General features: G+C 69.6%; 27 protein-coding genes. 13 read left to right on the forward strand and 14 right to left on the reverse strand.

Going from position 1 to position 24,488, the window contains the following annotated elements; genetic code table 11:
* The first annotated feature begins 39 nt into the window (after window positions 1-39).
* Window positions 40-597 (forward strand): DinB family protein, encoded by a 558-nt coding sequence (locus ACXC9Q_RS04250; protein WP_457055135.1) that lies wholly within the window; start codon window positions 40-42, stop codon window positions 595-597.
* A 40-nt stretch (window positions 598-637) separates the two neighbouring features.
* Window positions 638-1,585 (forward strand): helix-turn-helix transcriptional regulator, encoded by a 948-nt coding sequence (locus ACXC9Q_RS04255; protein ID WP_457055136.1) that lies wholly within the window; start codon window positions 638-640, stop codon window positions 1,583-1,585.
* On the opposite strand, the gene ACXC9Q_RS04260 is transcribed toward ACXC9Q_RS04255, so the two are convergent.
* Window positions 1,567-2,001: a GNAT family N-acetyltransferase gene (locus tag ACXC9Q_RS04260; protein ID WP_457055137.1), complete on the reverse strand. Its 435-nt coding sequence runs from the start codon at window positions 1,999-2,001 to the stop codon at window positions 1,567-1,569. The genes ACXC9Q_RS04255 and ACXC9Q_RS04260 overlap by 19 nt on opposite strands.
* Before the next feature lie 98 nt (window positions 2,002-2,099).
* Between ACXC9Q_RS04260 and ACXC9Q_RS04265 the strand changes: the two genes are divergently transcribed.
* Window positions 2,100-3,029 carry an LppU/SCO3897 family protein gene (locus tag ACXC9Q_RS04265; RefSeq protein ID WP_457055138.1) on the forward strand — a complete coding sequence of 310 codons (930 nt, stop codon included), beginning with the start codon at window positions 2,100-2,102 and terminating at the stop codon, window positions 3,027-3,029.
* A 21-nt stretch (window positions 3,030-3,050) separates the two neighbouring features.
* Here the strand turns inward: ACXC9Q_RS04265 and ACXC9Q_RS04270 are convergent, their stop codons facing one another.
* Together ACXC9Q_RS04270 and ACXC9Q_RS04275 are read right to left on the reverse strand one after the other, a co-directional pair.
* Complete coding sequence (locus ACXC9Q_RS04270) at window positions 3,051-3,476, reverse strand: nucleoside deaminase (protein WP_457055139.1); 426 nt, start codon at window positions 3,474-3,476, stop codon at window positions 3,051-3,053.
* The gene (locus ACXC9Q_RS04275; protein WP_457055140.1) at window positions 3,473-4,321 is read right to left on the reverse strand and encodes an LLM class flavin-dependent oxidoreductase; all 849 of its coding nucleotides are present in this window, start codon (window positions 4,319-4,321) and stop codon (window positions 3,473-3,475) included. Before ACXC9Q_RS04275 ends, ACXC9Q_RS04270 begins: the two co-directional genes overlap by 4 nt.
* 94 nt (window positions 4,322-4,415) lie before the next feature.
* Between ACXC9Q_RS04275 and ACXC9Q_RS04280 the strand changes: the two genes are divergently transcribed.
* From ACXC9Q_RS04280 to ACXC9Q_RS04290, 3 genes are read left to right on the forward strand one after another with little or no spacing between them, the layout of a single operon-like run.
* Window positions 4,416-4,877 (forward strand): Lrp/AsnC family transcriptional regulator, encoded by a 462-nt coding sequence (locus ACXC9Q_RS04280; RefSeq protein WP_457055141.1) that lies wholly within the window; start codon window positions 4,416-4,418, stop codon window positions 4,875-4,877.
* 18 nt (window positions 4,878-4,895) lie between these two features.
* Window positions 4,896-5,732 carry a hypothetical protein gene (locus tag ACXC9Q_RS04285; RefSeq protein ID WP_457055142.1) on the forward strand — a complete coding sequence of 279 codons (837 nt, stop codon included), beginning with the start codon at window positions 4,896-4,898 and terminating at the stop codon, window positions 5,730-5,732.
* Window positions 5,729-6,544 (forward strand): sugar nucleotide-binding protein, encoded by an 816-nt coding sequence (locus ACXC9Q_RS04290; RefSeq protein ID WP_457055143.1) that lies wholly within the window; start codon window positions 5,729-5,731, stop codon window positions 6,542-6,544. Before ACXC9Q_RS04285 ends, ACXC9Q_RS04290 begins: the two co-directional genes overlap by 4 nt.
* On the opposite strand, the gene ACXC9Q_RS04295 is transcribed toward ACXC9Q_RS04290, so the two are convergent.
* Genes ACXC9Q_RS04295 through ACXC9Q_RS04305 form a run of 3 tightly spaced genes read right to left on the reverse strand, consistent with a single transcriptional unit; the run spans window position 6,509 to window position 8,107 of the window.
* Window positions 6,509-6,955: a MarR family winged helix-turn-helix transcriptional regulator gene (locus tag ACXC9Q_RS04295; protein ID WP_457055144.1), complete on the reverse strand. Its 447-nt coding sequence runs from the start codon at window positions 6,953-6,955 to the stop codon at window positions 6,509-6,511. The two genes, ACXC9Q_RS04290 and ACXC9Q_RS04295, sit on opposite strands and share 36 nt — an antisense overlap.
* A 30-nt stretch (window positions 6,956-6,985) precedes the next feature.
* Window positions 6,986-7,426 (reverse strand): OsmC family protein, encoded by a 441-nt coding sequence (locus ACXC9Q_RS04300; protein ID WP_457055145.1) that lies wholly within the window; start codon window positions 7,424-7,426, stop codon window positions 6,986-6,988.
* Between the two features lie 30 nt (window positions 7,427-7,456).
* Complete coding sequence (locus ACXC9Q_RS04305) at window positions 7,457-8,107, reverse strand: SDR family oxidoreductase (RefSeq protein ID WP_457055146.1); 651 nt, start codon at window positions 8,105-8,107, stop codon at window positions 7,457-7,459.
* A gap of 42 nt (window positions 8,108-8,149) precedes the next feature.
* Here ACXC9Q_RS04305 and ACXC9Q_RS04310 point away from each other — a divergent pair, with 42 nt between their 5' ends.
* Window positions 8,150-8,932 carry an alpha/beta fold hydrolase gene (locus ACXC9Q_RS04310; RefSeq protein ID WP_457055147.1) on the forward strand — a complete coding sequence of 261 codons (783 nt, stop codon included), beginning with the start codon at window positions 8,150-8,152 and terminating at the stop codon, window positions 8,930-8,932.
* On the opposite strand, the gene ACXC9Q_RS04315 is transcribed toward ACXC9Q_RS04310, so the two are convergent.
* Window positions 8,879-10,783 carry a propionyl-CoA synthetase gene (locus ACXC9Q_RS04315; protein WP_457055148.1) on the reverse strand — a complete coding sequence of 635 codons (1,905 nt, stop codon included), beginning with the start codon at window positions 10,781-10,783 and terminating at the stop codon, window positions 8,879-8,881. The two genes, ACXC9Q_RS04310 and ACXC9Q_RS04315, sit on opposite strands and share 54 nt — an antisense overlap.
* A gap of 49 nt (window positions 10,784-10,832) precedes the next feature.
* Between ACXC9Q_RS04315 and ACXC9Q_RS04320 the strand changes: the two genes are divergently transcribed.
* Window positions 10,833-11,753: a threonine/serine dehydratase gene (locus ACXC9Q_RS04320; RefSeq protein ID WP_457055149.1), complete on the forward strand. Its 921-nt coding sequence runs from the start codon at window positions 10,833-10,835 to the stop codon at window positions 11,751-11,753.
* Here the strand turns inward: ACXC9Q_RS04320 and ACXC9Q_RS04325 are convergent.
* Window positions 11,746-12,360: a rhomboid family intramembrane serine protease gene (locus ACXC9Q_RS04325; protein WP_457055150.1), complete on the reverse strand. Its 615-nt coding sequence runs from the start codon at window positions 12,358-12,360 to the stop codon at window positions 11,746-11,748. The genes ACXC9Q_RS04320 and ACXC9Q_RS04325 overlap by 8 nt on opposite strands.
* A 43-nt stretch (window positions 12,361-12,403) precedes the next feature.
* A complete protein-coding gene (locus tag ACXC9Q_RS04330; protein ID WP_457055151.1) occupies window positions 12,404-12,874 on the reverse strand; it encodes an amino acid permease in 471 nt (156 codons plus the stop codon).
* A 282-nt stretch (window positions 12,875-13,156) separates the two neighbouring features.
* Here ACXC9Q_RS04330 and ACXC9Q_RS04335 point away from each other — a divergent pair, with 282 nt between their 5' ends.
* On the forward strand, window positions 13,157-14,104 hold the full coding sequence (locus ACXC9Q_RS04335) for an HVO_A0114 family putative DNA-binding protein (RefSeq protein WP_457055152.1): 948 nt from the start codon (window positions 13,157-13,159) through the stop codon (window positions 14,102-14,104).
* Between the two features lie 15 nt (window positions 14,105-14,119).
* Here the strand turns inward: ACXC9Q_RS04335 and ACXC9Q_RS04340 are convergent, their stop codons facing one another.
* The 3 genes from ACXC9Q_RS04340 to ACXC9Q_RS04350 all read right to left on the reverse strand — a co-directional run bounded on the left by ACXC9Q_RS04340 (window position 14,120) and on the right by ACXC9Q_RS04350 (window position 16,679).
* A complete protein-coding gene (locus tag ACXC9Q_RS04340; RefSeq protein ID WP_457055153.1) occupies window positions 14,120-14,749 on the reverse strand; it encodes an HNH endonuclease family protein in 630 nt (209 codons plus the stop codon).
* Window positions 14,750-14,857: 108 nt separating this feature from the next.
* Window positions 14,858-15,619, reverse strand: a complete 762-nt coding sequence (locus ACXC9Q_RS04345; RefSeq protein WP_457055154.1) for a YaaA family protein — start codon at window positions 15,617-15,619, stop codon at window positions 14,858-14,860.
* Window positions 15,620-15,734: 115 nt separating this feature from the next.
* Complete coding sequence (locus tag ACXC9Q_RS04350) at window positions 15,735-16,679, reverse strand: aldo/keto reductase (protein WP_457055155.1); 945 nt, start codon at window positions 16,677-16,679, stop codon at window positions 15,735-15,737.
* A 113-nt stretch (window positions 16,680-16,792) separates the two neighbouring features.
* Between ACXC9Q_RS04350 and pepN the strand changes: the two genes are divergently transcribed.
* From pepN to ACXC9Q_RS04365, 3 genes are all read left to right on the forward strand, one after another.
* Window positions 16,793-19,249: an aminopeptidase N gene (pepN, locus tag ACXC9Q_RS04355; protein WP_457055156.1), complete on the forward strand. Its 2,457-nt coding sequence runs from the start codon at window positions 16,793-16,795 to the stop codon at window positions 19,247-19,249.
* A 188-nt stretch (window positions 19,250-19,437) separates the two neighbouring features.
* A complete protein-coding gene (gene sepH, locus ACXC9Q_RS04360) occupies window positions 19,438-20,850 on the forward strand; it encodes a septation protein SepH (RefSeq protein WP_457055157.1) in 1,413 nt (470 codons plus the stop codon).
* Window positions 20,851-21,060: 210 nt separating this feature from the next.
* The gene (locus ACXC9Q_RS04365) at window positions 21,061-21,474 is read left to right on the forward strand and encodes a hypothetical protein (protein ID WP_457055158.1); all 414 of its coding nucleotides are present in this window, start codon (window positions 21,061-21,063) and stop codon (window positions 21,472-21,474) included.
* Window positions 21,475-22,544: 1,070 nt separating this feature from the next.
* On the opposite strand, the gene ACXC9Q_RS04370 is transcribed toward ACXC9Q_RS04365, so the two are convergent.
* A complete protein-coding gene (locus ACXC9Q_RS04370; protein WP_329477238.1) occupies window positions 22,545-22,928 on the reverse strand; it encodes a winged helix-turn-helix transcriptional regulator in 384 nt (127 codons plus the stop codon).
* Between the two features lie 91 nt (window positions 22,929-23,019).
* On the opposite strand from ACXC9Q_RS04370, the gene ACXC9Q_RS04375 reads away from it, so the two are divergent.
* On the forward strand, window positions 23,020-23,874 hold the full coding sequence (locus ACXC9Q_RS04375) for an NAD(P)H-binding protein (protein ID WP_457055159.1): 855 nt from the start codon (window positions 23,020-23,022) through the stop codon (window positions 23,872-23,874).
* On the opposite strand, the gene ACXC9Q_RS04380 is transcribed toward ACXC9Q_RS04375, so the two are convergent.
* Window positions 23,867-24,427 carry a TetR/AcrR family transcriptional regulator gene (locus ACXC9Q_RS04380; RefSeq protein WP_457055160.1) on the reverse strand — a complete coding sequence of 187 codons (561 nt, stop codon included), beginning with the start codon at window positions 24,425-24,427 and terminating at the stop codon, window positions 23,867-23,869. The genes ACXC9Q_RS04375 and ACXC9Q_RS04380 overlap by 8 nt on opposite strands.
* Window positions 24,428-24,488 lie beyond the last annotated feature (61 nt).

Here is a 24,488-nt window from a genome sequence, read left to right on the forward strand (position 1 = left end):
GGAAGTGAACCGTCCGGAACCGAGCGTAGCGTCCCGGGCATGGACAAGAACACTGTGGTGGAGTTGCCGGCCGCGGGCGGCGAGGTCGAGACGCTGCTCGGCGTGCTGGAGCGCAATCGCCGGACGTTCGCATGGAAGTGCGGCGGCCTGGACGCTGCCGGGATGAACGCCCGGCTCAGCCCGTCGACGATGACGCTGGGCGGTCTCGTCAAGCACCTCGCCCTGGTCGAGGACGACATGTTCTCGCACCGGTTGTACGGGCGCGACCCGGGCGAGCCGTGGAACCGGATCGACTGGGACTCGGATCCCGACTGGGAGTGGCGCACCGCAGCCGACGACTCCCCCGAGGAACTGATGCAGCTGTGGGAGGGCGCCGTGCAGCGCTCGCGAGCCTCGATCGCGGAGGCCCTGGACAACGGCGGCCTGGGCACCGTCGGGTACCTGGTCTGGCCCGACGGTCAGTCGCCGAACCTGCGCCGGATGCTGGCGGACATGATCGAGGAGTACGCGCGGCACACCGGCCACGCCGACCTGATCCGCGAGTCCATCGACGGCCTGGTCGGCGAGGACGCACCACGCGAGGTGCCGGCGAGTTAAGTGCGCACTGGATGAGCGGTTTGTCTGCGACGATGACGAGGTGCGGGCAGATCGATTGGTGGCGGTGCTGCTGCTTATGCAGGCCCGCGGCCGGGTGACCGCGGCGCAGGTCGCGGAGGAGCTGGAGATCTCCGTCGCCACCGCGCGCCGCGATCTCGAGGCGCTGTCGACTGCCGGCATCCCCGTCTACCCGCAGGCCGGACGCAACGGCGGCTGGCAACTCGTCGGCGGTGCCCGGACCGACCTCAGCGGCCTCACCGCCACCGAGGCCCAGGCCCTCTTCCTCCTGGTCGGTCCGGCGGCGTCCATCGCCCCTGACGCCAAGGCCGCGCTCCGCAAGCTCGTCCGCGCGTTGCCCGACACCTTCCGTGAACACGCGCAGGCGGCGGCCGAGGCGGTCGTGATCGATCCGGCCCGTTGGGGCGAGCACGTGAAGGAGCGTCCAGAGCTGGTCCGCCGGCTGCAAGATGCCGTCGTACGTCGGGTGAGAGTGCGACTGCTTTATCAAGGACGAGGCCGGGAGGAGTCGGAGCGGTTGGTCGATCCGCTCGGGCTCGTGGACAAGGACGACATCTGGTACCTGATCGCGCAGACCGAGAAGGGGCGGCGGACGTTCCGGGTCGAGCGGGTGGTGTCGGCCGAGCTGACCGAGGACTCGTTCGAACGGCCGGCCGACTTCGACCTGTCCGCCGCGTGGAGCGAGATCGTCGACCGGATGGAGGAACGGCGCTCGGGACTGACGGCGACCGTGCTGATGGACGAGCGGTTCGTGTGGGTGATGCAGGACCGGCTCGGCCGCAACTGCGAGGTCGACGGGACGGAGGGCGATCGGGTCCGGCTCAGGATCACCGCGCCCACTCCGCTGATGATCGCCCAGCACCTGGCCGGCTGGGGCGGCTCGATCGACGTGGTCGACCCGCCCTCGGTCCAGGCAGAGCTCGCCCGCCTCGGCCGCGAACTCGCCGACCGCTACAGCGGGATCAGGTAGAGGATGAAGCCCCGGTTCTCGGCGACCTGGTCGTAGAGCCGCCGGGCGGTCGCGTTGGTCTCGTGCGTCGACCAGTACACCCGGCCGCACCCACGCTCGCGAGCCCAGTCCGTGACCGCGCCGATCAATGCGCGCGCAGCACCCTGGCCCCGAGCCTCGGGCGCGGTGAAGAGGTCCTGCAGATAGCAGGAGTCGGGTGCGGTCGTACTCGCGTGGATCAGGAAGTGTGCGATGCCCACCAACTGCCCGTCCAAGCGTGCACCCAGTGCGTGGATCTCCACGTCGTCCTGGAATCTGGACCACGCGTGATCGAAGAAGTCGTCCGGCATCGTGCGGCCGTAGAACTCGTTGTAGCCGGCAAACAAGGTCTGCCAGGCGTCACGGTCGGTAGGTTCCAGGCGGCCGATGGTGAGCATGCACGGCACGGTGCCATATCGGAGGCCGCGGTGGCCCGTTGGGGTGAGTAGGGTGCGGTGGTTCAGCTTGATCCGACATCGAGTTACAGGGAACGTCCGTGACCACATCCCCTCCCCAGCCGCCGCAGAACCCCTACCCAGGTCAGCCGGGAGGTTACGGTCCGCCCCCGGAGCAGTTCCCGCAGTACGCCCAGCCTCAGCAGCCAGGCCAGCCCTCGCAGCCCGGGCCGGCTCAGCAGCCGGGCCAGGGGTACGGCGAGCAGCCCGGCCGACCGCAGCAGGGCCAGGTGTACGGCCAGCCTGGTCAGCAGTACGGCCAGCCGTACGGGCAGCAGTCGTTCCAGCAGCAGGCGCCGTACGGCCAGGCCTACCCGCAGCAGGGGCAGGCGTTCCCGCACGGCCAGCAGGCGTTCGCGGCGCAAGGCCAGCCGCAGTGCCGGTTCTGTGGTGGGTTCCCGGCGGTCGACGCGACCGTGCGCGGCCACCAGGGCCTGATCATTCTGATGAAGTTCCTGAAGCTGCAGGGACCGTTCTGCCGCACCTGCGGTATCGCGTCGGTGCGGGACATGACCTCGAAGAGCCTGTGGCTGGGCTGGTGGGGTATCGGGTCGTCGATCATCAACCCGATCACGATGCTGATGAACATCGGCCCGATGCAGAAGTTCAAGAGCCTGCCCGAGCCCTCCCCGGGTCCGGGCCGGCCGATGGACCCGGGTAAGCCGCTGTTCCAGCGCCCGGCGATCCTCGGTCTGCTGATCCCGGTGGCCGTGCTCGCGCTGATCATCTTCGCGAACATCAACTCCACCTCGAACGCCGACGTTGGCCAGTGCGTGCAGAACAAGGGCACGTCCAGCGACCCGAACGTGAAGGTCGTCGACTGCGCCTCCTCCGACGCCGAGTACAAGATCGTCGGCAAGCTGGACGACTCCACCGACGACACCCAGTGCGAGCAGTTCGCCGGCTCCGAGGCGTCGTACGTCTACGACGGCGGCTCCACGAAGTACACGCTCTGCCTCGCCCCGGTGTGAGGGCGACGCGCGGGTGCCGGTCTAGGCGTAATACCCGTCGACCGGTACGCGTGCCTCGTCGTACAGCGCCGGGCCTTCCAGAGGTACGGCGGGGAAGCCACCGGTGGGCTTGAGTCCGCCGAGTTGCTCGCCCGACAGCGCATAGACCACCAGTCCGAGACCCGAGCGGGCGAGAGCGCCGGCGCACATCCCGCACGGCTCGCAGCTGGTGTACATCGTCGTACCGGCGGCTTGCTCGGGTGAGAGCTCCCGCGCTGCCCAGACCGCGAGCTTGAGCTCGGGGTGGAAGCTGATGTCGCCGTCGGTGATGGTCGAGTTCTGCTCCTCGGCGAGAACGGTCCCGTCCGGCCCGACCAGCAGCGAGCCGAACGGCGGGTTGCCCGCCTGCCGCGCGGCCGCGGCCAGCTCGATCGCGCGGCGGAGGAAGCCTTCTGCTTCGGGGGTCACATCGTCTCCTGTCGTCGGTGCGCGGCGATCGTCGCCAGCGCTTGCCAGGCCGCTTCGGGCCGTTCGGTCTCGGCCGGATCGCCTTGGAAGGGATCCAGTACGACGCTCCGCGCGCCGAGCTCACGCAGTCCGTCGAGGTCTGCCAGCACCTGCTCGAGCGAGCCTTCACCGGCGGCCCGCTCGTCGTCGGGCAGCGGCTCGGGGGTGAGCCGGAGCAGGATCCGCGGTGCGAAGTCCGGCGCCGGCCGGTCCTCCGCGGCGGCGATCGCACGCAGCTGATCCGTTGCCGTGCGCATCCAGTCGAGCCGCTCCCGGAGCGGGTGCCACGCGTCGCCGAATCGCACCGCCCGGCGCATTCCCGCCGTACTGTGACCGCCGATCCAGATCGGGATGTTGCCGGCGCCGTAGTCCTTCTGGTCCGCCCAGGCGCGCCGGAGCTCGGCGAGCAGGTGGTCCGTCTGGCTTCCACGCTTCGTGAAGTCGGCGCCGAGGGCTTCGAACTCCTGGCGGGCCCAGCCGACCCCGACGCCGAGCACGAGCCGGCCGCCGCTGAGCTGGTCGAGGTTCGCCGCCATCCTTGCCACCAGCAACGGGTGCCGGTACGGCGCGATCAGCACCGTGGTCCCGAGCCGGACCCGCTCGGTGACGCCGGCGAGCCAGCTCAACGTGGTGAACGGCTCGAAGAACGGAGCTGGATAGTGCTCCGCGACATCGCGCGTGATCGCGACATGGTCCGACACCATCAACAGGTCATAGCCCAGGCCCTCGACGACCTGCGCCCACTCGCGTAGTCGCGCCGGATTCGTGCCGGGGCCGAAGTTCGGGACGTTCACTCCGATTTCCACGGGAGTCAGGCTATCCAGGTAGGCCGCCGGTCTTGAAGGGATTCCTCCCGGCATTCGGCGCCCGTCGCCGGGGATTCACCGGTAGATTGTCGGCATGACCGAGACTCTCGATCCGACCGACTGGGCCATCCTGGCCGAGCTGCAGAACGAGGCCCGGATGTCGCTGACCGAGCTCGGCCGCCGGGTCAACCTGAGCGCCTCCGCGACCACCGAGCGGGTTCGGCGGTTGGAGTCGATCGGCGTGATCACCGCGTATCGCGCGGACATCGACCTGACGAAGGTCGGCTACCCGGTGCTGGCCGTCGTCCGGCTCAAGTACCCGGGCAACAAGCACGAGCCGCTGCACCGGCTGCTGGCGGACCGGCGGGAGATCCTCGAGTGCCTCCGGACGACGGGCGACGACTGCTACACGCTGAAGGTCGCCGCGGCCTCGATGCCGCACCTGGAGGAACTCGTCAACGAACTCACCGAGTTCGGCAGCACGACCACCAACCTGGTCTACTCCCAGACCCAGCCCTACCGCGGTCCACAAAAGCCGGTGACTGATCGCCGCTGAGGATGAAAGCGTTGCCGGATGCTGACCGTCCTGGGCATCGACGTCTCCCCCGGCCTGCTGGAGCGATGGGTCGACTGGCTCGCACCCGATGAGGAACCGTTCTTCCTCACCAAGAAGCAAGCCGCCGAGTGGGGGCTGCCCGCGGACGACGACCAGGAGCCGACCCCGGAGCAGCGCGACACCTATCGCACGTACGACGTCGACCGGAAGGCTGCGCGGATCAGCTGGCTGACTGAGGCGGCGTACTCGGACTTGCCGAAGGCGACCAGAGCGGCGTTGGTCCGCGCCCAGGTGACTCACGGCCGGGCCGCCGTCCCGACCGTACGCCGATGGTCGGGCGTGCTGGACGTTCGGAGGCAAGCCGACGGGCATCGCTTTGTCTGGTGGAAATCGCTCCTGAGCGAGGCCGCTGTCGTGCTGCCGCGGATCGTGAGCGAGGACCTCGGACCGAGCCGGCACGCCGAGGTCCGCACCTGGCCCGCCGAGTTGCCGCGGGCCCGTGAACTTGCCGGCACGTTCCCCGACGGCAGCGGGCCCAACTGCTTCGGGACCGTGATGGCGGCGTGCGGAGTCGATGGTGCCGATGGGGTGTGGATGCAGCGGGAGCCGTTCGAGCAGTGGCTGGCGGAGCACACGACGACAGGTGGGCGTGATGACGCACCGGGCACGGTCTTCGTGTGGCGGGACGCCGGCCAGGCGGTCCAGCACGCGGCGATCACACTCGGGGACGGGTGGATGCTGCACAAGCCGTCGCAGTCGTGGATGAGCCCGCGGAAGGTGCGGACCGTCGGCGAGGTCAAGCGGAGCACACGGACTGCCGGATGGCGGCTGCAACGCCGTAGTGTGGTGATGTGAGGCTGCTCGTCACTGGGGCCACTGGACTCCTGGGGCGCGAGCTGCTGCGGTTGGCCCAGCACGAAGTGATACCGGCCTATCACTCCCAGCCAATACCGGGTGGAGTTCGGCTCGACGTACGGCGGCAGGACGAAGTGCTGGACGTCCTCCGCACCGTCCGGCCGGACGGGATCATTCACACCGCGTTCGACCAGGCCGACTGGGTGACGACGGCCGATGGTGCGGCCAACATCGCGGTCGCCGCGGCCGATGCGCGGCTGGTGTTCGTCTCGACCGATGTGGTGTTCGCCGGCCGAGCTGCGCCGTACGACGAGGACGAGCCACCCTGCCCGGTCACGCCGTACGGCGCGGCCAAGGCGGCTGCCGAGACAGCCATCCGGGCGATTGCTCCGTCGGCCGTCGTCGCGCGTACGTCGATCATCGTCGGGCACGACGGACAGTCGGCGACCGAGCGTCTGGTGCACGCGGTGGCCGACGGTCAGCCCGGCGCCTTCTTCACCGGCAACATTCGCTGCCCGGTCCACGTCACCGACCTGGCGTCGGCGCTCCTCGAACTCCTCACGTCCGACGTCACCGGGGTCGCCCACGTGGCCGGACCCCAAGCACTCAACCGTCTGGAGCTCGGCCGTCTCATTGCCATCCGGGACGGACTCGACCCGGACACGTTGCCGTTCACTCCCGGTCTGCCCTCAGACGTCCGCCTCGACAGCCGCCGTACCGGGAAACTGTTGAAGACCCGCCTCCGCTCACCCGCCGAGTTCCTCGCCGACCGAGGTCTACACCTTGCGGTCGGGCAGGAGGGTGCGCGCTAGTTGTTCGAGGGCTCGAGTCAGCTCGGCCACTCGAGCCGGGTCGTCCGTGCCGAGAGCGGTGGCGAGAGCGTCTTCGATGCCAGTCGCTCGGACCTGGGCCAGCCGGTCCGACACACCAGGCGTCTGGCTGACCAACGCACGCCGCCGGTCCGCGGGATCCGGCACGGTCTGCACTGCGCCGGATTCCTTCAGGCGGGCGATCGCCGTGGAGACCTGGCTCTGCGGGAGTCCGGTACGGGTGGCGATCTCCCCCACCGCGCTCTCCGGGTGCTCGGCGATATCGTTCGCCACGATCAGGACCATCCGAGCGCTCCCGGCGTACTTGCCCGCTCCGCCGGGCGGCTCGGGCAGCGCATCCTCGCCGATCTTCATCAACGCGCGCCCGAGCAGGAACAGGTCGACTCCGTTCACGCCCGCCAATCTACATCAGACTAGATACATCTAGCCGGATACATCGTCGTTGACCGTCGTGGTGACCGGGGTGCCGAGTTCCACCGTGCGGCTGACCGTGCAGAGCCGGTCGTGGGACATCTTGACCGACCGCGGCAGCGCCTCGCGGGCCTTGTCGCCGTCCTCGCCCTCGGGGAAGTGGACGGTGAACTCGACCGCGAGGTTCTCCATCCGGTTGCCCTCCTCGGCGTCGCGGACCTTGTCGCCGCGGACCACCGCGCGGAACTCGGTCGGCTCGGCCCGGCGGCTGACCACGATGTCGACGTCGATCGCCGAGCAGGTGCCGATCGCAGCCAGCAGCAGTTCGACCGGCGTGAAGTCGGTGTCGGCGCCACCGGAGCCGACGGTGATGCTGCCGCCGCGCGCGTTCTCGACCCGGTAGCTGCTGTTGGCCAGGCGCTCGAAGTGCACCTGCCGCAGTGTGTCGCCCATAGCCGTCACAATCTGTTGCCAGCGGCAACGTCAGAGATTCGTCAGTGCCTCGGCCACCGGGGTGTCCCCGGCGATCAGCTCGAGGGTCCGGCCGATCGCGGCCGGGGTGTCGCAGAGGCCGGCCAGCACCAGCGCCACGTCGTCGCGGCTGATGCTGCCGCTGCCCGTCTTGTCCGCCAGCTTCACCCGACCGGTGCCGGCGTCGTTGGTCAGCCCGCCCGGCCGCAGGATCGTCCAGTCGAGGTCCCTGGACCGCAGGTCTTCCTCGGCGGCCCACTTCGCCTTCAGGTAGACGGTGAACACCTCGTCGTCGTGCAGCGAGTCCGCTCGGTCCGCGCCCATCGACCCGACCTGGAGGTGGCGTCGTACGCCGGCCTGCTCCGCCGCGTCGGCGAACAGCGCGGCGGCTCCCCGGTCGACCGTGTCCTTGCGGTCCTTCCCGCTACCCGGCCCCGCGCCGGCCGCGAAGATCGCGACATCCGCACCGGCCAGTACGCCGGCCACCGCCGCGACATCGGCCTGCTCCAGATCCAGTACGGCGGCCTGCCCGCCGGCCGCGGCCAGATCGGCCTCGTGATCGGGGTTGCGCACCAACCCGACGACCTCGTGGCCGTCACCGGCCAGCAGCTTCGTCAGCCGCAGCGCGATCTGTCCATGTCCACCCGCAATCACGACTCGCATACCCCGAGCCTAACCCTCGGGAGAATCAGGCAGACTGCACCCGTGCCGCACGCAACGACCGCCGACGGAACCCGGATCGCCTACCAGGTTCGCGGCGCGGGGAAGCCCCTCGTCCTCCTCGCCGGTCAGTCCAACAACCACCACTGGTGGGACCCCGTCCGCGCCGACTTCGAGACGACGTACCGGACGATCACGCTGGACTGGCGTGGGACCGGGGACAGCGACAAACCCGACGAGGTCTACGGCACGCCTGGGTTCGCCGACGACGTCGTGGCAGTGCTCGACGAGCTGGGGCTGGCGCAGGCGCATGTCTACGGCACGTCGATGGGTGGCCGGGTCGCGCAGTGGATCGGGATCAACCATCCGGGCCGCGTCGACGCCCTCGTCCTCGGCTGCACGTCACCGGGCGCGGCGCACGGGTACGAGCGCAGCCAGGAGATCCGCCGCGCTCTCGCCGACCCGGAGCGAACCGACAGCGTGCTCCTCGACCTGATGTACACGCCGGCGTGGCTCGCCGCGAACCCCGGCCCGTATCCGGTCCTCGGTGACACGAGCATGCCGTCGTACGCGAAGAGCCGGCACCTGGTCGCGAGCAACCGGCACGACGCCTGGGACGGCCTGCCCCACATCACGGCGCCGACGCTCGTCGTTCACGGGACCGACGACGTCTTCAGCCCGGTCGCCAACGCGCAACTCCTCGCCGACCGCATCCCGCGAGCGCGTGCCGAGCTCATCGACCAGGCCCGGCACGCCTACTTCCACGAGTTCCGGTTAGTCGCCGGGCCGCTGGTCCTCGACTTCCTGATGGCGCAGGATCGGTCGTAGCGCGTCCAGTACGGCGGGATCCTCGATCGTCGACGGGATCGCCTCGTCCCGGCCGTCGGCGATGCCACGCATGGTCTTGCGCAGGATCTTCCCGGACCGGGTCTTCGGCAGGCCGTCCACCACGGACACGTCCCGGAACGACGCCACCGGCCCGATGTCCCGCCGTACCGCGGCCACCAGTTCTTCGCGCAGCACCTCTTCGGGGATGTCGGCACCGGCCTTGAGTACGACGAGACCGCGCGGCAACTGGCCTTTCAGCGGGTCGTAGACGCCGATGACCGCGCACTCGGCGACCGCTGGGTGCGCCGCGAGTACGGCCTCCATGCTTCCGGTCGACAAGCGGTGGCCGGCCACGTTGATCACGTCGTCGGTGCGGCCCATCACGAACAGGTAGCCGTCCTCGTCCCGGTAACCACCGTCGCCGGTCAGGTAGTAGCCGTCGTACTGGCTGAGGTAGTTGTCGATATAGCGCTGATCGTCACCCCACAGCGTCGGCAAAGCACCCGGCGGGAGCGGGAGCTTGATCGCGATCGCGCCCTCCTCGTGCGCGAGGAGTTGCTTGCCCACGGGGTCGAGGATCTGCACGTCCCAGCCCGGCATCGGGACCGTGGCCGACCCGGGCTTGGTCGGCAGCGGCTCGAGACCGCGGGGATTGCCCGCGATCGGCCAGCCGGTCTCGGTCTGCCACCAGTGGTCCACGACCGGTACGCCGAGATGCTCGTGCGCCCAGTGGTAGGTCTCCGGATCGAGCCGCTCGCCCGCGAGGAACAGCGTGCGGAACGACTCCCGCGGGTACTTCGCCGCCTCGGCGGCCTCGGGGTCGACCTTCTTGATCGCGCGGATCGCGGTCGGTGCGGTGAACAGCGCCTTCGCGCCGTGCTCGGAGATGACTCGCCAGAAGGCGCCGGCGTCCGGAGTGCCAACCGGCTTGCCCTCGTACAGAACTGTCGTCGCGCCGACCAGGAGCGGCGCGTAGACGATGTAGGAGTGGCCGACGACCCAGCCGACGTCGGAGGCGGTCCACCACACGTCGCCCGGCCCGATGTCGTAGACGGCCCGCATCGACCAGGCCAGTGCGACCGCATGCCCGCCGTTGTCGCGGACCACGCCCTTCGGCTTCCCCGTCGTACCCGAGGTGTAGAGGATGTAGAGCGGATCGGTCGCCGCGACCTCGACCGGGTCGACGGGTCCGGCCGAGGCGGTCAGTGCGGCCCAGTCGAGATCGCGCTCACCGAGTTCGGCGAGGGTGCCCTCGCGCTGCAGGACGATCGTGTGGTCCGGTTGGTGCTGGGAGAGCTCGAGGGCGGCGTCGATGATCGGCTTGTACTCGACCACGCGGGCCGGCTCGATCCCGGCCGACGCGGCGATGATCACCTTCGGGGTCGCGTCGTCGATCCGTGCCGCGAGTTCCTTCGGCGCGAATCCGCCGAACACCACGGAGTGGATCGCGCCGAGCCGGGCACACGCGAGCATCGCGATGACAGCCTCGGGGACCATCGGCATGTAGACGATCACGCGATCGCCCTTGCCGACGCCGAGCGACGCGAGCGCGCCGGCGAACACCGCCACCTCGTCGCGGAGCTCCGAGTAGGTGTACTCGCGTCCTGTCCCGGTGACCGGCGAGTCGTAGATCAGCGCCGTCCGTTCGCCGTGGCCGGCCTCGATGTGCCGGTCGAGCGCGTTGTACGACGTGTTCAGCGCGGCGTCGGGGAACCAGCGGTACAGCGGGGCGTTCGCGGAGTCGAGCGCACGCGTCGGTGGCCGGATCCAGGAGATCGCGTCCGCGGCCTCGAGCCAGAACCCTTCCGGATCCGCGAGACTCCGGCGGTAGCTCTCGTCGTACGCACCCATTCCTGGGCCTCCTTCGGTCGGCTCCATTCCATCGTGGCAGGGTTGGGGCATGACAGTAAGTCTCGACGAGGTGCGGGCGGCGGCGGAGCGGATCGCCGGACGGGTACGACGTACTCCGGTGATCGAGGTGGCGCCGGGGCTCACGTTCAAGCTGGAGCTGATGCAGCACACCGGCTCCTTCAAGCCACGTGGCGCGTTCAACCGGCTGCTCACCGCGAAGGAGAGCGGTGAACTGAGCGGCCAGGGCATCGTCGCCGCGTCCGGCGGCAACGCGGGTCTCGCCGCGGCCTACGCGGCCCGGGAACTCGGCGTACCGGCCCGGATCTTCGTCCCGGAGACGACGCCGATCGCGAAGCTCTCCAAACTCCGGACGCTCGAGGCTGACGTCGTCCAGGTCGGCAGCGAGTACGCCGAGGCGTACCAGGCGGCCGTCCAGGCGCGGGACGACTCGGGCGCGTTGCTCGTGCACGCCTATGACCAGCCGGAGGTCGTGGCCGGTCAGGGCACCGTCGGGCTGGAGCTCCTCGAGCAGGTGAGTGGCTTCGACACGGTCCTGATCGCGGTTGGCGGCGGCGGGCTCATCGCGGGCATCTCGACGGCGATCGGTGACAACGCCCAGATCATCGGCGTGGAGCCGGTACTGGCGCCGACGCTCCATCGGGCTCTGGAGGCCGGTCGGCCCGTCGATGGTTCGGTCGGCGGCGTGGCGGCGGATTCGCTCGGTGCCCGTCGGCTGGGAGAGCTTGCGTTCGCGGCGGTGCGGCAGCACGACGTGCGGTCGCTGCTCGTCGACGATGAGCCGATCGTTGCCGCCCGCAATGAGCTGTGGCACGACCACCACCTCGCCGTCGAGCACGGTGCGGCGGCCGCGTACGCCGCACTCACGTCGGGCGCCTACCGACCGGCGGCCGGCGAGCGGGTGGTCGTCGTGATCTGCGGGGCCAACACCGATCCCGCCACGCTTACCTGACCGGAGACCGCTTCGGCTTGTCGTCGGCCAGGACCCACGCGGCCAGGATGCCGGCGATGCCGCCGAACAAGTGGCCCTGCCAAGAGATCCCGTCCTGCGGCAGCAGGCCGCCGAGCAGCGCGCTCCCCCAGACCACCACGACCACGATGCCGACCAGCACCTGGCCGAGTCGCCGGTTGAACAGGCCTCGCGTGATCAGGTAGGCGGCGTACCCGAAGACCAGGCCACTGGCGCCGATCGTGATCGTGTTCGGCGGGGAGATCAGCCAGGTCCCGAACCCGCCGATCACGACGACCATCGCGGTGACCGCGAACAGCCGGCGCGCGCCGCTGACCGCGATGATCAGGCCGAGGGTGACCAAGGGCAGCGTGTTCGAGATGAGGTGACCGAAGCCGAGGTGCAGGAACGGTGCGGTGATGATGCCGACCAGGCCCTGCGGATCGCGGGCGATGATCCCGTACTGGTCGAGCCGCCCGTGCAGCGCGGTGTCGACGACCTCGCTGAGCCACATCAGGCCGACCAGCGCGACGAGCAGCTTCACCCCGCTCGCGATCCGGGCGGTCTCCACGGACCGCCCAGTCCGCCGCGCAGGGACCTGGGAGCTCATAACCCAACGATGCCGCATCCGCCCAAGTCTGACGACATGCCGGTCAATTCACCGGGCCCTGCTGGTCGAGGTGCGACGGATCGAAGTCGGCGTGCCGCTTGAGCACGTACTTGTTCAGCAGCCAGGTGATCGCCCACAGCCCGACCCCGACGAGCATCAGCCAGCCGGCGATCTTGTAGTCGGCCGAGTCGCGCCCGGACAGCGGGCTGGCCAGGTAGACGCACAGCACGACGCCGAGCACCGGCAGCGCGGTCGGCGCGTGGAAGTGTTTGTGCTCGACCTTGTCCCGGCGCAGCACCAGGACCGCGACGTTCACGACCGCGAACACGCACAGCAGCAGGAACGCCGTCGTCCCGCCGAGCGCCGCCAGATCGGCGTACCCGATCAGGACGAACGCGAGCAGCGTGGTGAACAGGATCGCGATGTACGGCGTCCGCCGTTTCCGCAGCACGCGGCCGAGCGGACCGGGCAGGACCTGCTCGTGCGACATGCCGTACAGCAGGCGGCTCGCCATCAGCATGTTGATCAGCGCCGAGCGGCGGTGCGTTCACTCATCGTGCCTCCCTGGGAGCAGTGCGTCACGTAGTGACATCGTCCCATCGAGGGGCGGGCGCGCGCGTTGAGGCTTGACCGGGCGTCCCCTGTCCGGTCCGCGCGCGCCCGGCAGAGACAGGATTACCCCAATCAGGGGCCAATCGCACCTGACGGAACCCTGACGTATCCCGGACATGGCGCGAAGTCGCCACGAACCGAAAAGGAGTCCACCTGGTTCCAGGAGACGAGATAACCTGATCGGATGCTGGAATCGGTGGGGGTGGAGCCACCCGACGAAGAGGCATACCGGGTGCTGTTGTCGGAGCCCGGCTGCACCATCGCCGAGCTCGCCAAACACCTCGACCGCGACGAGCGCGAGGTCGCCACGACCGTCGAGCGGCTAGAGCGGCTCGGCCTGCTGACCACCACCGCGGACCACCCCGTGCGGCTGCTGCCGACCCGCCCGGATGTCGCGGTCGACGCGCTGGTCGCCGTACGGCGGGCCGAGCTCGACCGGGTTCGCGCCGAGGCTCGCGTGCTGCTCTCCGAGGTCCGGGCGCAGGAGCAGCACCGCCCGGAGAATCTGGTCGAGGTGATCGTCGGGCAGGAGGCGATCGCGGCCCGCTTCGCCCGGTTGCTCAACGGCACGCGTCACCAGTTGCTGGTGCTGGATCGGCCGCCGTACGCCTCCCGGCCCGGCGAGACCGACCCTCGGGTCCGCGGTCTGCTCAACGAGGGTGTGGTTGTCCAGGGCATCTACTCTCCCGATTCCCTGAACGTTCCGGGCGGCGTGGACGAGGCCTACAGCGCGGCCGATGCCGGCGAGACCTCGCGGGTCCATCCGCAGGTCCCGATGAAACTCGCCGTGTTCGACCGGAAGATCGCCCTCCTGCCGTTGTCGGTCGATCAGCTGGTCGACAGTGCCCTCGTCGTTCATCCCTGTGCGCTGCTGGACGCGCTGATCGAGATGTTCTGGCTGCTGTGGGACCAGGCCGTGCCCGTCGTACCGGCGCCGATGACGGACCCGACGGACGCGCGGCTGATGACGTTGCTCGCGGCCGGCTTCAAGGACGACGCGATCGCGCGGCAGCTCGGCCTGAGCAGCCGGACGGTCGGACGGCGGGTGGCCGAGTTGATGGAGGCGCTGGGTGCGCGGACCCGGTTCCAGGCCGGTATCCACGCCCAGCGCCGCCAGCTCCTCGACGACTGAACCAGGCCGGTTGACTCAGCAGGTGCCGAGCATCTGCTGCAGAGCGGCCTTCTCCGCCGACTGCAGCGACAGGCCGTACGTGTACTTCACCCAGATCCACTCGCGGGCGTAGATGCAGTGCACCGACGTGTTCGTCGGCTTCCAGGAGGCCGGGTCGGAGTCGCCCTTGGACCGGTTGCTCGACGCCGACACGGCGATCAGCTGAGCGATGCTCAGGTCGTTGGCGAACTGCTGACGGCGCGCGGTGGTCCAGGCGTTCGCACCGGACTTCCAGGCCTCGGCGAGCGGCACGATGTGGTCGATGTCGACGGACGAGGAGGATTCCACCCAGGTGGCGTCGTACACGCTGTACCAGCTCCCTGCGGTCGGCTGGCAGCTGCTGTTGACGGTGACACCGGTGCCGTCGCGCTTCAGCACCTGTTCGCGCGTGTCACAGGTGCCGGACTGGGTGATCCAGTGTGGGAAGAGATCCCGGCTGTAGCCGCTCGTCGAGCCCTCCGTCTTCACGGTGAGGCTCGCCAGTTCGGTGGCCGCTGTCGTGGCCGACGGCGGGGTCGGTGGGTAGGCCAGCGCCGGACTCGCGCTGAGGGTCCACGCCGCGGTCGCGGCGACTGTGGTGATGGCAGCAATGATCGAACGTCGCATCGGTCAGGCCTCCGAGGGTAGGGCGGATCCCCCCTGACGTGCTGCCCTCAAGCCTTCCCCAGTCACGCGCGGTGAGAAACCACCGACCGGTGAAAGCCATGTGAACGGTCAGTCGTGCTCGACCACGGTCAGCGTCCAGCCACCGGCGGCGCGATCGAGCTCGGCGTTCCACCGCTCGGCCACGAGCTTGTGCAGGGCCTTCGGCGTACCGGGGTCCTTGCCGGACTCGAGCAGGTGCCGGGCGACCAGGCCGCGGGTGTGCTTCGCGTTGTGCGACACGACCGTGCGGACGCCGTCGCGCTCGCGCACCACATTCACCGAGACCCACTTGGCTGCCTGCTCGCCAGTGGGTCGCCAGGCAGCGACGTACGTCGACGACCGGCAGTCAACGATCACACCGTCGGCCTCGGCCAGGGCAGCGTTGAGCGGGTCGCGCCACACCGATGCGAGCGGTCCGTGGCCGGGCAGCGTCGTACCCATGGAGAGCCGGTACGGCGGCACGCGGTCGGCCATCCGCAACGCCCCCCACGCGGCGGACACCACGAGCAGGCGGTTCCCTGCACGCCGTTTGCTTCCTGCTGACAAGGTCGCGTAGCCGAGCGCGTCGTACAGGACGCCGGAGTACAGCTCGGACACTGGTACGGCCGGCTCGGTGCGCCAGCGCGTGTTTCGGTCCACCTCGTGCTGCAGTGATGCGCCGACGCCGAGGACGTCGTACGCGTCGGAGGAAGCGGAGATCTTCGCCAGCGTCTCGAGGACCTGCTCGCGGACGGGATTGAGTTGTGGGAAGGACAACACCGAGAAGTCGACGGCGCGGCCGCGGGATCGCCCGGTCTTGCCCTCCGACGGCGGCAAGAGGACCAGTGTCATGGGGCCTCCCGGTCTGGACTGAGGAGCGGAGGGAGCGCAGCGACCGGAGCGACGAGGGAAGACCGGGAGTCAAAGCCCCATGACACCCGCGCCGGAGGCGCGGAATTCAACACAGTCACGTCAGGTCGTCCAGCGCCGCCAGGTCGGATGCGGTCGGGTCCCACAAGCCGGCTGCGACGTTCTGTGCGATCTGCTCGGGCGTGGTGGCGCCGGCGATCACCGAGGCGACCGCCGGCTGCGCGGCCAGGCCGCCGATCGCGACGTCGATCATGCTCAGGTCCCGCTCGGCCGCGAACGTCTCGAGAGCCTCGATCTTGTCGAAGTCGGCGTTGGCCAGCCGGTCCGGCTGGGTCGCCAGGCGGGTGCCGTCCGGAGGCGTCTCGCCGCGCTTGTACTTTCCGGTGAGCAGGCCCGAGGACAGCGGGAAGAACGGCAGGATGCCGAGCCCGAGGTGCTCACACGCGGGCGCCAGCTCGTCCTCGGCCTCGCGGTCGAGCAGGGAGTACCGGTTCTGCGCGCTGACGAAGTGCTCCAGCCCCGCGGTCCGCGCAGCCCAGTCCGCGTCGACCACCTGCCAGGCCGCGAATTGCGAGCTGCCGATGTACCGGACCTTGCCCTCGGCAACTAGCTCGGTCAGCGCGGCGAGGGTCTCCTCGATTGGCGTGACCGGGTCCGGGACGTGCAGCTGGTAGAGGTCGATCCAGTCGGTGCCGAGCCGCTGCAGGCTCGACTCGACCGCCTTGCGGATGTACCGGCGGGAGCCGCGAACACCCCAGTCCGGCCCGTTCGCCCCGTGCATGTCGCCGCCGAACTTGGTCGCGATCACGACCTCGTCGCGGCGGTCGCCGAGCGCCTTGCCGAGCAGTTCCTCGCTGAACCCGTGCTCGCCGTGATAGACGTCCGCGGTGTCGAACAGCGTGATCCCCGCATCGACCGCGGCGTTCACCACCGCGTCGGTCTGGGCCGCGTCCAGCCGCCGCCCGAAGTTGTTGCACCCCAGCCCGACCGTACTCACGGTGAGGCCCGAGTCGCCCAGCTGCCGGTACTCCATCTCACTCATCCACGCCCTCCGCTTCGCTCCAGGCGCGGCTGAGCGCCTTCACTGCTGTGCTGAATGATGAACTCGCTTCGCTCGTTCATGACTCACCCTAATCACCGCATAGAGTTGCCAGCATGCCGAGTCTCACAGTCGACGGCGCCCGTACCCGGGCAGCCGCGCTTTCCGTCCAGTCGTACGACGTCGACCTCGACCTCACCCGGGGCGAGCGAACGTTCGGATCCACCACCACGATCAGGTTCAAGGCCTCGAGTCCGACGACCTGGCTCGACGTCAAACCGGACGAGCTGACCTCGGTCACGCTGAACGGTACGGCGGTCGACGTGGCCGGCCTGAACGACGGACGACTCGAGCTGACCGACCTGCAGCCGGAGAACGAGCTGGTCGTGGTCGCGTCGATGCTTTACTCGCACGACGGCGAGGGACTGCACCGCGCGGTCGACGCCGCCGACGGTCTCGTCTACACCTACGCGATGGCGTTCCTCGACGCCGCGCCGCGGATCTTCGCGTGCTTCGACCAGCCCGACCTCAAGGCGCCGTACCGGATGAAGGTCACCGCGCCGCCGGAGTGGCTGGTGCTCGGCAACGGCGCCGCCACCCAGGTCTCCCCCGGCCGCTGGGAGCTCGCCGAGACGCTGCCGCTGTCGACGTACTTCGTCACCGTGGTGGCCGGGCCGTACTACCAGCTCACCGACTCCCACGACGGCATCCCGCTCAGCGTGGTGTCACGGCAGTCGCTGAAGGACGCGCTCGACCGTGAGGCCGAGGACATGTTCACGGTCACCAAGCAGTCCTTCGACGAGTACCACCGGATGTTCGGTTACCGGTACCCGTTCGGTGAGTACCACCAGGCGTTCGTGCCCGAGTTCAACGCCGGCGCGATGGAGAACCCGGGCTGCGTGACCTTCCGCGACTCGATGGTGTTCCGGTCCGCGGCGACCGACGCCGAGCGCGGCAACCGGGCCCGCACGATCGTCCACGAGATGGCGCACCAGTGGTTCGGCGACACGGTGACGATGAGGTGGTGGAACGACCTCTGGCTGAACGAGTCCTTCGCGGAGTACATGGCCCACCGGGTCTCGACGGCCGCGACGAACTACCAGGACAACTGGATCGACTTCGCGTTCATCCGCAAGTGGTGGGGCCTGCAGGCCGACCAGCGGTCCTCCACTCACCCGGTCGCCGCCGACGCGGTCAAGGACGCAGCGTCCTCCCTCGACGACTTCGACGGCATCTCTTACGCCAAGGGCGCGGCTGTCCTCAAGCAGCTCGCCGCCTACCTCGGTGACGACGTCTTCCTGGCCGGCGTCAACGCCCACATCCGCGCCAACGAGTTCGGCAACGCGACCTTCGCCGACCTGGTCACCAAGTGGACCGAAGCCGGCGCCGTCGACCTCGAGACCTGGGCACAGAACTGGCTGCGCACCCCGGGCGTGGACACCATCAGCGCCTCCCGGACGGCGACCGGCATCAAGCTGCACCGCACCGTGCCCACGGCCTACCCGGCGTCCCGGCCGCACAAGCTGACAGTCGGCGGGTACGACGCGGACGGTCGCGGCACGACGGTCGACGTACTGCTGGACGCGGACGAGGTTGAGGTCGCCCTCGATCCGTCGCTCGCGGTCGTGATCCCGGACGCCGGTGACGACACCTGGGCCAAGATCCGGCTCGACGCCGAGAGCCTGGCGAACCTGCCGTCGGTGCTGCCGAAGATCGAGGACGGCGTGACGCGGGCCGTCGTCCTGAACAGCCTGCGGGACTCCGTCGCCGACGCCGAGCTCGATCCGAGGCTCGGGTTCGAGGTCGTGCTCGGGTTGCTGCCGACCGAGACCAGCGACATCGCGGTCGGCACGATGCTCAACTGGGCCAACACGCACCTGCTCGGTGTCTACCTGCCGTACGAGCCGTATCGCGGCCGGCTGGCCGATGCGATCGCCGCCCGCCTCGAGACCGCGCCGGCCGGTTCGAGCCTGCAGCTCGCGGCGGCCCGTGGGGTGGCGCGCTTCAGCGACGACGTCGAGCTGCTCAAGGGCTGGCTTGCGGATGACGGCGTACCCGAAGGGCTCGCGATGGATGCGGACCTGCGCTGGCTGGTGACCGGGCGGCTGGCGCGGCTCGGTGCGATCGGGGACGCGGAGATCGACGCCGAGCTGGAGCGGGACACCTCGTCGGAGGGCGTCGTCCACGCGGTCCGCTGCCGGGCCTCGCTGCCGACGGTGGAGGCCAAGGAGCGGGCGTGGACGCAGATCATGACCGACGCCGACATCGCGAACTACGAGCTTTACGCCGCGTGTGAAGGGTTCTGGCATCCCACGCAGGTCGAGCTCACCGCGCCGTACGTGGACCGGTACTTCGCCGAGATCGCGGGCACCGAGAAGCTGCGGTCCGGCTGGGTGGTGGCGCAGAGCGCGAAGCTCGCGTTCCCCCGGTACGCCGTCGAGCAGCGGGTCGTCGACCGGGCCGCCGACCTGGTCGCCGACGAATCGGTCGCGGCCGGAATCCGGCGGTCGATCGGCGACAGTGTCGACGACCTGAAGCGTGCTCTTGCGGTGCGTTCGGCGTTCGGCAGCTGACATGTGAGTCGCGGTCACACCGTGTTGTGACTACTGTGACTGGTGTGATCAGGAGGACCCTGATGACCAGGCAAGATGTGATTTCGTGACGTAACCTCCACAATGACCGGGCGGCACGGCGCGCCGGTCTTGGTCAGGCCGTGCGTCCCGGGAGAGACTGTCAAGAACCGCACAGGAGAACAAAGGCAATGCGCGAGGCGAGGCTCGTCGGTCTGAGCCAGGATGGCAAGCAAGTCATCCTGGCGATGGCAGAGACGGGTGAGGAGTTCGCCATCCCGGTCGACGACCGGTTGCGTGCGGCCCTCCGCGGCGACCGTGCCCGACTCGGCCAGCTGGAGATTCAAATGGAGAGCGCGCTGCGCCCACGAGACATCCAGGCTCGTATCCGCGCCGGCGAAAGTCCCGAGGCGGTTGCAGCCGTCGCCCAGATGCCGATGGAACGCGTGATGGCGTTCGCCGGCCCGGTGCTGGCCGAGCGGGACCACATCGCCAGCCTCGCGCAGCGTGCCTCCGTCCGCCGTCGTGCCGGCGCCGAAACCCCGACCCGCAACCTCGGCGCCTGGGTGACCGAGCGGTTGCGCACCCGCCAGGTCGACCCGGCGTCGGCCGAGTGGGACGCGTGGCGCCGCGAGGACGGCCGCTGGGCGGTCCGGGTCTCCTACTTCGTCGAGGCCGACGACGAGGCGGAGCAGAAGGACGAGAAGATCGCCATGTTCGCGTACGACGCTCCCGGTCGGTACGCGGTCCCCGACGACGACGAGGCCCGCTGGCTGGTCGGCGAGCAGGCCCAGGTGCTGGCACCGCCGGTCCAGCCCACCCATCAGCCGGGCGAGCGCCGGCTGACCGCGGTCGCCGACATCGACCTGTCCGTTGCTCCCGATCACGGTGCCGACAGCTACGAGGCCGGCTTCGAGGACACCGTCAGCCTCCCCCGCCGGAACCACCCGGTTCCCCGCGAGCAGACGCGCGAGCAGGAGCGTGGTCCGCGCCGGGTCCACTCGGTCCCGGACCCGGACGACGAGCCGACCCTGATCGACGTACCGATCGATCAGCCGCCGGCGCTGCGGCCGTCGGTGCGCGCCGTCGAGCGTTCGACGCAACCCCCGGCCGAGACCGCGTCGTTCGCACCTCCGGAGGAGCGCGCCGCGCCCGACAACCCTTTCACCGAACGCCGAGCCACCCCCGACCGCGGCCCGGCGCCGGTCCGGCAGGCCCCCGAGTCCCGCGGCCCCGCCGACCGCCAAGCACCGGAGTCCCGCACCTCGGACCCTCGCGCGCGCACCACCGAGCCATCGGCTCCGGCCGACCTCGAGGATGCGGCTCCGATCGACCACCGGGGCGTGGCTTCAACCGACCGCCCGGCTTCGGCCGGACGTTCTGCCCCCGCCGACCGTCGGTCGACCTCGCCGGCCGAGCCGGCGCAGCCGACCCTGGACCCAGCCGCAGAGCCGTCCGCTGCCGAGGCGCCGGCCGCATCCGCCGACCCGGGCACCCAGGAAGAAGCTCCCACCGAGCCCAAGAAGAAGCCGGCCCGCCGAGGTTCCAAGCGCGCCAGCGTCCCGAGCTGGGACGAAATCATGTTCGGCAAGAAAGCCGACTGACTCTCCCACCACCCGCTTGCTGACACATCACGGACAGTTGTCCCAGATGGCGGACGGTGTTTGGCACGCGTGCGGAGGTCTGTCATGATCTTCGGCATGCAGATCCTGCTGTGTTGTTGCTGTTGTCGCTGACGCGCGCCGTCTCCGGCGCACGAGGCCCTGCCCCTTTCCGTGGCCCGCCCGCCGACACAGCACTCACAGGAACTTCGCATGAATCTCCCGGCCTTCGCCGATCTGCTCGCGTCTCGTGGTCTCCGACTGCTCTCCGGCTCGCATGCCGTCCCGGTCGAGCTGCTCATTCAGTTGCCCGACGCAACAATTGCCCGGTTCACCGCCCGCGGCACCACGCTCCGCCTGCGCCGCTACTCCCCCGACGCGCTGACCGCCATCACCATCGCGGCCGAGTGCGGCTGCGGTGACCACCATCCCCAGACCGGCCCCACCCGCGTCGCCTTGAGCCGGTACGCCGTACCCCTCGACGAACGCACCATCGACGGCGAACTCCTCTTCGGCTGGCAGCACCACGAAGCCGGCCTGCTCCGCCTCCCCGACGCCGCCACCCACTTCTTCACCCTCCTCGACCAACTCCCCTCCCCCACCCGCCACCTGGTCGGAGTCGCGTGACCGCAAACGGAATGCGGAAGCCTGAACCGCCCCATCCCCGGCGACCGAGACGTCCACGGACCCGACCACTCCACGGACTCGGCCACTCCACGGACCGCGCCATTCCACAGACCGGCCACTCCACGGACCCGGCCGCTCCACGGACCCCGGACCCGCGGACACGCCGACCATCCTGCGAGCGTCCCAGGGGTAGCCGGCTGTCCTGTCGTTTCCGTGGGCCCTCCGGGGTGCAACCCATCCCAGCCGACACCATTGCGCCAGCCCCGTCAGCTGGTCGTCGCCTCCTCGCCACCCGGCTGGCTTGGTCAGTCACTTTGTGCACGAGATCCGCACAGCGCCGTCCGCCGCCGGCTGGAGAGCCGGTTGTCGTTTCGCCCGACTTTGTGCACCGGTCGACCATTCCAACGGTGGGTCGGTGGTTGATCGGTGCTCAAAGACGGGCGGGTCCGGCGACACGACAGGACGACAGGGGACGACATCAGGACGTCGGGCCGACGAGAGAGCTGGATATCCGGCTCTTCTGTCGTTTCCGTGGGTGGTTCGTTCGCCTCCTTCGCGTCCGGGCAGTCGGCCGTGTTCTGTCGGCTGCCGCCGGGAGTGGGGAGGATGTCGTCCCGGATCGGGTGGGCAGATCCTCCCCACCCTGAGCCGGCCGGCCCGTGGGTCTGGACCTGCGTGGACGTGGGGCACTCACTAACCCGGTCGGTCAGGTGCCGAGTGCTCGCGGCCGAGCGGGGCGTCTCCCGCATCGCGCTGCTTGGTGAGTGGGGCTGGTCCGGTCAACGGCCCGACATCGCCAAACCCGCCACCGCGGCGCGGCGGGTGCGGCGGGTGCGGCGGACTCCCAAGCCATCGCAATCGCCAAGCCCGCCACCGCGGCGCGGCGGGGCGGGGTATGGCGGACTTCCAGGCCATCGCAATCGCCGAGACGCTGCGATTGTCCGTGGGAGACCTTCGTCCTCGCTCGTTGTGATGGCCTGGCGATCCGGTCGACGGGCACCTGCAACACCCACGGAACCGACCGCCGGATATCCCCTCGAATCTTCTGGGCGGCCGAGACCGGGCGGCGGTCAGGGGCGGCGGTGGGCTGGTTCGTGGGTGTCGAAGTGGTTGCGGGCCTGCTCGACCTTGGTCAGGTTGGGGGACCAGTCGGCGAGTGAATGGAACAGCGGGGCCAGGCTGCGGCCGAGGTCGCTGAGTTCGTACTCGACGCGCGGCGGGACCTCCGCGTGGTACGTGCGGAGGATCAGTCCGTCTCGCTCCAGTTGCCGGAGCCGCTGCGTCAGGACCTTCGGCGTGATCACGCCGATCCGGCGCTGCAGCTCCACGAACCGCTGCCGGCCGTACTCGTTCAATGTCCACAGGATCGGCGTCGTCCACCGGCTGAACACCAGATCCACCACCGGCGCGATCGGACAGGCCTGCACCGGATCCACCGCTGTGCTCTCGCTCACAAGCCCGCCTCCTGGCCAATACTTTCCTCTAGGTACCTACTATCCCACGGCAAGTAGCGTCCTCGTCAGATCAACCGAACGAGGAGAGAACATGATCGTGGTCACCGGAGCAACCGGAAACGTCGGCCGCCCGCTCATCCAGTCCCTGGCCGCCGCAGGCGAGCAGGTCACCGCAGTGTCCCGCCGGATCTCCGACGTACCGAACGACATACCGAACGGCGTACCGAACGCCATGCCGAACGGCGTACGGCGCCTGCAGGCCGACCTTTCGCAGCCGGAGACTCTCGTGCCGGCACTCGACGGAGCGAAGGCGGTCTTCCTGCTGACGGCCGCCGAGTTCCTGGCCAACGGCAACATGAACGACGTCATGAAGGTCGTCGAAGCCTCCGGCGTCGAGCGCGTCGTCCTGCTGTCTTCGCAAGGCGTCGGCACCAAGCGGCACCCGTCGGACCTCGAGGACGCGGTCACGCAGTCCGGCCTCGGCTGGACGATGCTGCGCCCTGGCAACTTCGCCAGCAACGCCTTCCAGTGGGCCGAGTCCATCCGCACCCAGCGGCTGATGGCGGCCCCGTTCGCCGACGTCGCCCTGCCGGCCGTCGATCCTGACGACATCGCCGAGGTCGCTGCCGCTGCGCTCCGCGACCAGAGTCACGCCGGCAACATCTACACACTGACTGGACCGGTGGCGATCTCGCCGCGACAGCAGGCCGAGGCGATCGGCCAGGCCGTCGGTGAGCCGGTGCAGTTTGTCGAGCTCAGCCGCGACGAGGCACGCAGTCGCATGCTGGCCTACATGCCCGAGCCGGTCGTCGAGGCCACCCTCGGCGCACTCGGTACGCCGACCGCGGCCGAGCAAGGAGTGAGCCCCGACGTGGAGAAGGTGCTCGGCCGACCCGCGCGGACTTTCACGGATTGGGTCACCCGCAATCTCCCCGCGTTCAAGTAGTCCGGACCAACGGCAGGAAGACGTCGTCGACGAGTGAGGTGAGCGTCGAGGCGGCGACGGGCTCGCGGGTGAACAGCATCTCGTGGCGCAACAAGTTGGTGGGTGCGGTGACGACCCGGGCGGGAACATCCCCCGTCGGGATCTCACCGCGGGCCGCCGCCCGCTGGACGATGGTCGCCATCACGCCCGACATCCGGCTGTAGATCTCCGGATCCAGATCCGGCGCCTCGGCCAGCAGACCGTGGACGATGTCGGGCCCGACCGACGCGAACCGGTCGGCCATCCGCTGCAGTACGGCGAGGACGTCATCGCGCAGGCTCCCCGTGTCCGGGATGTCCTCGACGATCGAGCCGGTCCGGTGCCGCATCGCCGCGACGACCAGCTCCGCCCGGTTTCTCCACCGCCGATACAGCACCTGCTTGCCCGTATGGGCCCGTGCGGCGACCGCCTCCATCGTCAGCCGTGCGTACCCGGACTCCAGCAACTCGTCCCAGGCGGCGTCGAGCAGCACGGCCTCCAGCTCGGCACCCCGCCGGCGCTGCGTCTGCTCCATCGATCGACTCCTCCACGAAGAGACCTTGCGTCTCTTAACGATCCGAGCCTACGCTGCAGTG

The organism is Kribbella sp. CWNU-51, assembly GCF_054073265.1.

Bases quoted from the DNA above. Each gene is read 5' to 3' on its own strand.
- ACXC9Q_RS04250 (WP_457055135.1), top strand. From the start codon at position 40: ATGGACAAGAACACTGTGGTGGAGTTGCCGGCCGCGGGCGGCGAGGTC.
- ACXC9Q_RS04260 (WP_457055137.1), bottom strand. From the start codon at position 2,001: ATGCTCACCATCGGCCGCCTGGAACCTACCGACCGTGACGCCTGGCAG.
- ACXC9Q_RS04280 (WP_457055141.1), top strand. From the start codon at position 4,416: ATGACCGAGACTCTCGATCCGACCGACTGGGCCATCCTGGCCGAGCTG.
- ACXC9Q_RS04285 (WP_457055142.1), top strand. From the start codon at position 4,896: ATGCTGACCGTCCTGGGCATCGACGTCTCCCCCGGCCTGCTGGAGCGA.
- ACXC9Q_RS04300 (WP_457055145.1), bottom strand. From the start codon at position 7,426: ATGGGCGACACACTGCGGCAGGTGCACTTCGAGCGCCTGGCCAACAGC.
- ACXC9Q_RS04305 (WP_457055146.1), bottom strand. From the start codon at position 8,107: ATGCGAGTCGTGATTGCGGGTGGACATGGACAGATCGCGCTGCGGCTG.
- ACXC9Q_RS04315 (WP_457055148.1), bottom strand. From the start codon at position 10,783: ATGGGTGCGTACGACGAGAGCTACCGCCGGAGTCTCGCGGATCCGGAA.
- ACXC9Q_RS04320 (WP_457055149.1), top strand. From the start codon at position 10,833: ATGACAGTAAGTCTCGACGAGGTGCGGGCGGCGGCGGAGCGGATCGCC.
- ACXC9Q_RS04325 (WP_457055150.1), bottom strand. From the start codon at position 12,360: ATGAGCTCCCAGGTCCCTGCGCGGCGGACTGGGCGGTCCGTGGAGACC.
- ACXC9Q_RS04330 (WP_457055151.1), bottom strand. From the start codon at position 12,874: ATGGCGAGCCGCCTGCTGTACGGCATGTCGCACGAGCAGGTCCTGCCC.
- ACXC9Q_RS04335 (WP_457055152.1), top strand. From the start codon at position 13,157: ATGCTGGAATCGGTGGGGGTGGAGCCACCCGACGAAGAGGCATACCGG.
- ACXC9Q_RS04340 (WP_457055153.1), bottom strand. From the start codon at position 14,749: ATGCGACGTTCGATCATTGCTGCCATCACCACAGTCGCCGCGACCGCG.
- ACXC9Q_RS04345 (WP_457055154.1), bottom strand. From the start codon at position 15,619: ATGACACTGGTCCTCTTGCCGCCGTCGGAGGGCAAGACCGGGCGATCC.
- ACXC9Q_RS04350 (WP_457055155.1), bottom strand. From the start codon at position 16,679: ATGAGTGAGATGGAGTACCGGCAGCTGGGCGACTCGGGCCTCACCGTG.
- pepN (WP_457055156.1), top strand. From the start codon at position 16,793: ATGCCGAGTCTCACAGTCGACGGCGCCCGTACCCGGGCAGCCGCGCTT.
- sepH (WP_457055157.1), top strand. From the start codon at position 19,438: ATGCGCGAGGCGAGGCTCGTCGGTCTGAGCCAGGATGGCAAGCAAGTC.
- ACXC9Q_RS04365 (WP_457055158.1), top strand. From the start codon at position 21,061: ATGAATCTCCCGGCCTTCGCCGATCTGCTCGCGTCTCGTGGTCTCCGA.
- ACXC9Q_RS04375 (WP_457055159.1), top strand. From the start codon at position 23,020: ATGATCGTGGTCACCGGAGCAACCGGAAACGTCGGCCGCCCGCTCATC.
- ACXC9Q_RS04380 (WP_457055160.1), bottom strand. From the start codon at position 24,427: ATGGAGCAGACGCAGCGCCGGCGGGGTGCCGAGCTGGAGGCCGTGCTG.